Origin of the sequence: Janthinobacterium sp. ROICE36, assembly GCF_002869965.1 — a bacterium.
In the GTDB taxonomy this organism is placed as follows: domain Bacteria; phylum Pseudomonadota; class Gammaproteobacteria; order Burkholderiales; family Burkholderiaceae_D; genus Janthinobacterium.
Genome location: NZ_PEBS01000129.1, coordinates 1 through 7,281 on the forward strand (window position 1 = coordinate 1; position 7,281 = coordinate 7,281).

Annotated in this window: 4 protein-coding genes and 1 rRNA gene; all 5 read right to left on the bottom strand. The window is 57.8% G+C overall.

Going from position 1 to position 7,281, the window contains the following annotated elements:
- Window positions 1-410: 410 nt before the first annotated feature.
- Window positions 411-1,613 (bottom strand): Wadjet anti-phage system protein JetD domain-containing protein, encoded by a 1,203-nt coding sequence (locus CSZ94_RS26470; RefSeq protein ID WP_102124233.1) that lies wholly within the window; start codon window positions 1,611-1,613, stop codon window positions 411-413.
- Window positions 1,610-5,008: an ATP-binding protein gene (locus CSZ94_RS26475; protein WP_102124234.1), complete on the bottom strand. Its 3,399-nt coding sequence runs from the start codon at window positions 5,006-5,008 to the stop codon at window positions 1,610-1,612. The genes CSZ94_RS26470 and CSZ94_RS26475 overlap by 4 nt, the downstream gene beginning before the upstream one ends.
- Complete coding sequence (locus tag CSZ94_RS26480; protein WP_219726059.1) at window positions 5,005-5,601, bottom strand: DUF4194 domain-containing protein; 597 nt, start codon at window positions 5,599-5,601, stop codon at window positions 5,005-5,007. The genes CSZ94_RS26475 and CSZ94_RS26480 overlap by 4 nt, the downstream gene beginning before the upstream one ends.
- Window positions 5,601-7,037 carry a DUF3375 domain-containing protein gene (locus CSZ94_RS26485; protein WP_102124236.1) on the bottom strand — a complete coding sequence of 479 codons (1,437 nt, stop codon included), beginning with the start codon at window positions 7,035-7,037 and terminating at the stop codon, window positions 5,601-5,603. The genes CSZ94_RS26480 and CSZ94_RS26485 overlap by 1 nt, the downstream gene beginning before the upstream one ends.
- 124 nt (window positions 7,038-7,161) lie before the next feature.
- Window positions 7,162-7,274 (bottom strand): 5S ribosomal RNA (rrf, locus tag CSZ94_RS26490).
- Window positions 7,275-7,281 lie beyond the last annotated feature (7 nt).

Genomic DNA, 7,281 nt, shown 5'->3' on the forward strand with positions numbered 1-7,281 from the left:
GTCGGACAGTATCACTACCATCCAAATCTTTTGCATTGCAAAAGATTTGCTCACTCAAAAAACTGACAGGCTACTTCCGAAGAAGTATCCTATTTCATTATTTCTTGTGAACATTTGATATTTTAAGCTTTACAGCAATCCGAAGATCGCTGCTGCACTTACATCAAATGCCCACACTTATCGACTGTTAATTGTTAAAGAACGGTATTCGGTGCTGCTTTCGTGCTATCGACAAAGCGTTGTGTTTGTCAGCTGCGAAGAAAGAAGAGTATGAAGCTTTTTCAGCATGTCGTCAACCTTCTTTTTACTGCATCGCCGTTTCCGGCGGCCCCTTTGTTTCGCTAAAATCACTGCGTTGCATCGTGGGGCCGAACTATAGCAAGGCGACGCTATAGAAGCAAGGGCCTGCGTCAGATATTTTGTATCGCCGCGCTGACCCAATGAAAACCCAGACGTTCCTGCTCCATGCGCAGGCGTTCCCCCAGCACATCGTCGCGCAGCACTTGAAATAATGCATGCTCGTCTGGCGTCAACCGGCTCAGGCTGCCGGCATAACGCTTGTGCGCCTCTTCACTACCCCACAGCAAGCGATGCGCTTCCAGAGTCGCCGTATCCATCAGCATGGAACGCGCCTGCGGCAGGAAGGAGCGCAAGCGGTCGAGAATGGCAAAGCCATGCGTATCGATATCGCCCCAGTAGATGATCTGCCTGTCATCGAGCCAACGCACATCGGCCAGGCGCTCGATGCCATAGCCGCCGCCAAAGATCACCATGCTGTCCGCCATATCCGGAAACGCCAGGCCGTTGATTTCGTTCTCTGTAATGAAGACCCGGTTCACGCCGGTGTGCAACGTGGCAAACTGTGCTACCGGCACGCTCAGGTCGGACAGGCCGCCGATATGATGGCGCACGTCAAGCAAGCGAAAGCGTATCAGGGCCGGCTTGGCCAGCAAGCCATAGCGCGCTTCAAACTGACGCGCGCCAACGGCGTCTACATTGACGGCATCAGGCGGCAACAACTGGTCCAGCAATTCCGCCAGCAGTGCCTTGCGCGTTTCAATGAACTTGCTGTCAACACCAGCGATATCGAGTTCGCGCAAATACAGCTGCGGCCGTGGATGAACGACAAACCATTGCAGGGTCGCCAGAATGCGCGCCCATGCGCCCGCTTGTTCCAGCACCGTCATCGGACGGTGCTCCAGCCAACCGGCCAGCGCAGGAAACAGCTGCAGGGTAGTAGCGGCGAGCTGCTCGAAACGCCGCTTGTCCGCAGCCTTGCCGATCAAGCGCAAGGCGTCGGCTTCATCGGCCAGCACGATTTTTTCCGGCAAGCTGTTGCGTCCCAGCTGGCGATGATTGATCTCACGCCACTCGATCACAAACCCGTAGCCCCGGTGGTTTTTGCTGCCTTCTTCCAGTTGCCGTATCCAGCTCCGCACTGCGTCGAACTGCTCACCCAGTATCGCGGCGCCGGGCTGGCGCACGGCCAGCGTCAAGGGAAACAGCGGCGTACCGCTGACGTGTGCGGCCAGCCAGCGGCCGCTGTCCCACAGGCGCAGCAGTTGCGCCTGGATGGCGGCCGGCGTGGTCCACTTATTGTTCACCTCGCTCATGCGCTGCGCGCCTGGCGCTCGGCCTGGTACTGCTCGATGCTCAGGCAACGTAACATCGATTGCCGCCCTTCTTCGCTGTGCACGAAGCCCAGCCCGGCAACATAGGGTTCGATGATATGAATTTTTTGTAAAGGCGTGACGATTAGCAATTGCAAATTCATGCGCTTGAACAATTCCAGTCCATATCGCGCGGATTCGTCCGAACCGCGGCCGAACGCTTCGTCGATGACGACAAAGCGGAACGAGCGCGAACGCACCACGCCCCATTCGAGGCCGAACTGATATGCCAGGCTGGCGGCCAGCACGGTATAGGCCAGCTTTTCCTTCTGGCCACCGGACTTGCCGCCCGCATCAGTGTAATGTTCATGCTCGCGGTCGTCTTCACGCCAGCGCTCGGAGGCCGAAAAGACAAACCAGTTTCGCACATCGGTGACTTTACGCGTCCAGCGCTTGTCGACCTCGGCGCTGCCGCTGCGGCCACGGAAACGCTCGATAATAGTTTTCACCTGCAAAAATTTCGCTTCCGAATATTCTTCGTCGCTCGACCCTGTCAGCGCGCCTTCGGTACAGGCGCGCAAGTCGGCCTGGAAGTCGCGCAGGTCGGCATCCAGATTTGGTTCGGCTTCCAGTGCGATGTAACGGTTGGGGTTGTAATCGATATCGTGCAAAGAGCGATTGATAATGTCGATGCGTTCGCGTATGGTTTCGCGCTCGCGCTTGAGCTGCGACTGGAAGCCGGCAATTTCGCGGATCGTATTTTCATTGAGTAGTTCTTTGAAACGCTGCGCAAAGCGCGGCAAATCATCGGCCTGCAGTGCCGCCAGCATCTTGTCAAATTCAGCGGCGGCATTGACGCTGACATCGACTTCACGCGTATCGAGCGGCCAGGCCGTCACGTAATCGCGCATGGCACTGATGATACGGTCGCGCAAACCGGCGATTTTCTTGCTGTCGGCATCGATACGCGCCTGCAGGAAACCGCGCATGTCTTTTTCACGGTTGTCGCACGACTCCACCGTCAGCTTGTGTTCGCCCAGGGCTTCCGGCTGCAACTGCAGCAGCAAGGGAAAATACAACTCACGCGCGGACATTGGCGTGGCGTCCAGCAACTGCGCGCAATCGGCGAAGTGGCCGCTGGCCTGCTCCTGGCGTTCACTGAGCCTGGCGTGCTCGGTGGTATGACGGCTGATGTCGTCATCCGTTTTGGCTTGTGCTTGTATCAGCGCCTCAAGCTGACCCTGCAGCTCTTGCAACAGATCGGACGCCGCCTCCAGTGCCTCTTTTTCTCGCAGCAGTTGTTCGATCGCCAGCAACAGCGGCTTCCAGTCCAGATCGCCGAAATGCTGGAACAGCGCCAATTGCTGCCACTGGCCCACGCGATCCTGCTGCGTTTTGAATTCCAGCCCCAGTGCGCTGATGCGCGTAACATGGGCAGTAATGCGCAACGACAAGTCACGTGCGTGCTTTTCCAACGCCGCGATTTTGGCCTGGTTGCTCCAGCCCAGCACATAACGGGTACGGTCTTGCAATTGATGACGGTCATCCTTTTCGTGGCGCTCACCACCTGCCTTGATCTGACCGTTGCGCGTGATGGCCAGTTTTTCGCGCTGGAATTGCTGTAGCGAGCCACAGCAGGCATAGTCGAAACGCCGCGCCAGTTCCCCCACGATCCATGGATAAAACGCCGAATCAGGCTTGACCGACAGCTTGCGCACCAGTGAATCCGGATGCAGTGGCCGCGCTTCAGGCACATTGACCGCGCGTACCCGAAAATACACCAGGCGGGCGCCAAGATGGCTGCGGTCAACCCACGCCGCCACCGCCGCATAATGGGGTTCCGGCACCAGCAGCGCCAAGCCGAAATTGTGCAGCAGGCGTTCGGCTGCCCCTTCCCACTCGCCGGCATCGTCGCGTACCTGGATCAACTCGCCAACAAAGGGGAGCTCGTCGCCATCGAGATCGAGCGCGCCGCATAGCAAGTCGCGCAGTTTCAGCATCTGGCCAGGAATATTCGAGCGGCGCTGGCGCAACGATTCGAGTTCTCCCGTTAAGTCCCCATGGCTACTGCGCAATTCACGCAACGTCACGCCGGCCTCGGTCAGGCGGCTATTCGATTCGTCACGTTGCGCCACGCATTGTGCCTGGCCACTGTGCATGGCACGCAGATTGGCGCGAAAGTCTTCGTCATCGGTCGCACCCGGCAAGCCCAGCGCTTGCGCCAATTCATCATATTGCGCCGCGCGCCGCGCACGCTCATCCTTCAGCGCTTGCTGGCGCGCAATCTCGGCGTCGATCTGGGCCAGGCGATTACCGCCATTGGCGGAAATGGCTTCGCGAATATCATCACGACGCAGGCCTTGCTCGCTACGCAACTGTTGCAGCCACTGCAGGCGCGCCGCCGTTTTTTCCAGCTCCAGTGCCAGTTGTTGCAGGCGGTTTTCCAGCAGCTCACTTTTCAAGGCAGCGAACCATGGTCGCAGCGCTTCGCGGCAGCCGCGCAATTGCTCATCTTGCTGCTGCAAGCTGGCATGGCGTGCGCAATCGGCAGTCAGCGGCAGCAATTGCTCGATCTGTTGTTTGGCTTTGAGTACGGCTTCATGTGCGCGGTGCAGATCATCAAAGTGGGCGATCAGCGCCGCAATGCGCTCTTCGACGGGAAACGCTTCCAGCATATGCTCGCGCACAAATTCGGTCAGGTTGCCGACCGATTTCATCGACACCGTCTGATGAAACAATTCCATCGCCTGTTCATTACCGATGCCAAAGCGGCGGCGGAAATCTGCGCCATAGGGCGGAAAGGTATCGTGCAGAACGACGCCCTTGCTCGCACGCAAGCGCTTGCGCAACTGGTTGATGTCGGTGCCGAAGCCGGCAAACTGATCCGCGATCGACAGGGCACTGTCCGCCACCACATAAAAGCGTTCGGGCTGGCCGCGCGCATCCTTGAGCCAGAAGACCTGCGCCAACGTCACAGTCTGATCGTAGCCCTCGTTATAAAACACGCCAAGAATCACGGCATAGGTATTTTGGTCGCGCAAGGCAACCGCCCGCGCCGTACTACCACTGTCGCCGCGTTCCGATTTGTAATGGCCCAGCACATAGGTGCGCAGGCTGCGCTCATGCGCGTCGGCGCCAGCGGCCTTGTTGTAGGAAATTTTTTGCGCGGGCACCAACAAGGTGGTGATCGCGTCGACCAGCGTCGACTTGCCCGAACCGATATCGCCGGTCAGCAGCAGATTATCGCCGCCCGGATGCAGTTTCCACACGCGCGCATGGAAGGTGCCCCAATTCAAGACTTCGAAGTGATGCAGGCGAAAACCGGCACGCTCCAGGGCCGCCGGGTCGGTGAAATCAAGCTGGGGCGTTGCGCCGTCCTCATGGTCACGCGCCGTCATCCCGCATCCTCCGACAGTCCCACCCCATGGCTGGCATAATCGTTCAGGCGTTGCTCGAAATCACTGAGCCATTGCGCATCGACAAAGGCCTTCAAAATGCGCCGCACCTCGAATTGCTGATCCTGTCCACGCAAACGATACAGGAAGCCGAGTTCCACCACTTTGTTCAAATGCGTCTCCATGCGGTCGAGCAAACGCGCTTCATTCGCGGTATCGGGCAAGAAAAGGCGCAATTGTTCGGTGATCTGCTCACGGCTGATAATCAATCGCGTGTCGCCGGCATTGCTGTCGAATTCCACCAGTTTTTTGCGCAACAGCACCAAAATCAAACTGACCGGATAACTGAGCTGGCGGCGCGGCACCAGGCGCGGCAGCGCAACCTCCCCTTCCGGCGTGGCGCGCTGACGCAGATAGGCATAGCCCTCGGCTTCATCAAGGATCAGTTCCAGGCCGATGTGCTGGCAATAATCACGCACGCGCGCTTGCAACAGCTGCAGGGGCTGCCACAAGGCGACATCGTTTTCCTGATACAACACTCCTTGCATCAAGGCGATCAGGATCTGGCTGTAATGGGTTTCACTGGAAGAGTTCATCATGCGCTGAAAATAAGGAGAGGCACCGTGGCGACACGCGCACGACCTTGAGTATCGGTCCAGTGTATCGTTTCTTCTTGCGTATCGTCGATCACGCTGGGCAATTCCTGCGTTGCCAGGCTCAGATAAGTGGCCAGTTCCGCCAGACCTTGCTCGAGCGGGTACTCAGCGATCAATGCGGCGAGCGACACTTGTTTGCGCTCCTGCAGCGCGCGCCGGATATGCGACGCCAGTTTCAGGCGATCGACATAGACTTGCTCGAACAAGGCATCCGACGGCACCGGTTCGGCCGCTTCATCGAGCATGCCCTGCAAGATGACGGGTTTGAACGGTGGCGTAAACAAGGTGCGGTCCATCGGTGCCAGCACATTCGGCGCTGCGGCGTCGATGTCGATAAAGGCGGCATGCTCGACGACGGCGCGCGCATCGAGCGCCTTTTTTTCTATATCGCGTATTAATTGCATGATGCGGCGATTTTCCAGCCAAGCTTGATCGTCCAGATAGCGCCGCAGTTGTTCGGACAAACGCGCCACCGTACGCTGCGTCACTTCGCCCGCCTCCAGCCAGTCGTAATGAATCCGCAGCAAGCGGCCATCAGGCGCCAGTTCGCGTACCGGATCGAGTGCCATGACCGCATTCAAGAGCGCCGTCAATTCATCCTGGCGCGATGGCGACATCAACAGATCCCAGAAGGCGCGAAAACTCTTGCCTTCATCGGAATCGGCGATCACATCGCGCTTGCCGAAAATTTCCTGCAGCAATTCACCCTTGCTGCCCTCCCAGGTAGCAATGCGCTCCCGCACCGAGCGGTCCAGGCTGCGAAAATTATGTTCGACGGCGCGAAAATCGGACAACAGTTCACGCGCAGTGGACGACATTTGCAGGAAGCGTTCGCGTATCTGGGTCGGTTCCATCATCTCGAGCCGGCCTTGGGCGATTTGCGCGATTTCCGCATCGATCGCCGCCTTGCGTTTTTGCAGCTCGGCGATACGGGTACGGGGGTTCAATTCCGTGCCATCGATAATTTGCTGCAGCAAATCGAATACCGTCATCAGGCGCGATTCGGTACCGATGAATTGGCGCTGGCCCAAGCCCAGCAGCCAGGCGATCGCCTGTTCGGTCGGCGAGGTCAGATCATAGTGTGGCTCATCCTGGCCGCTCGGATAATATTTGCGCAGCCAGCCGCGCTCGTCAGAAGCCCAGTCGTCCAGATAAGCTGTAGCGCTTTTGGGAAACAATACCTCCCCAGCCATTTCATGCAGATGATACAGATGGTCGTCCAGATGGGACGCCAGTTGTCCGCGTGCGATGGTGCGGATATTGGGCGTTATAAAATGACGATGCAGGAAACTGGCGATCATTGGTGCATGATCGGCAGCAAGAAGGCGCCACGCCGGATGGCTGCGCCGCTGGGCTGAGAGCTGTTGATAATCCATCTGCATGCGTTTCGTGGTGTAGCGGACACTGTAGCATCGAACGATGCATATTGAGGATAAAACCTGCCGACGAAAAAAAACCCCACCGGAGTCCGGTGGGGTTTTCTTCTACTACGAATAACAAGCCTGACGATAACCTACTTTCACACTGGTTGCAGCACTATCATCGGCGCAAAGTTGTTTCACGGTCCTGTTCGGGATGGGAAGGGGTGGGACCAACTTGCTATGGTCATCAGGCATAACT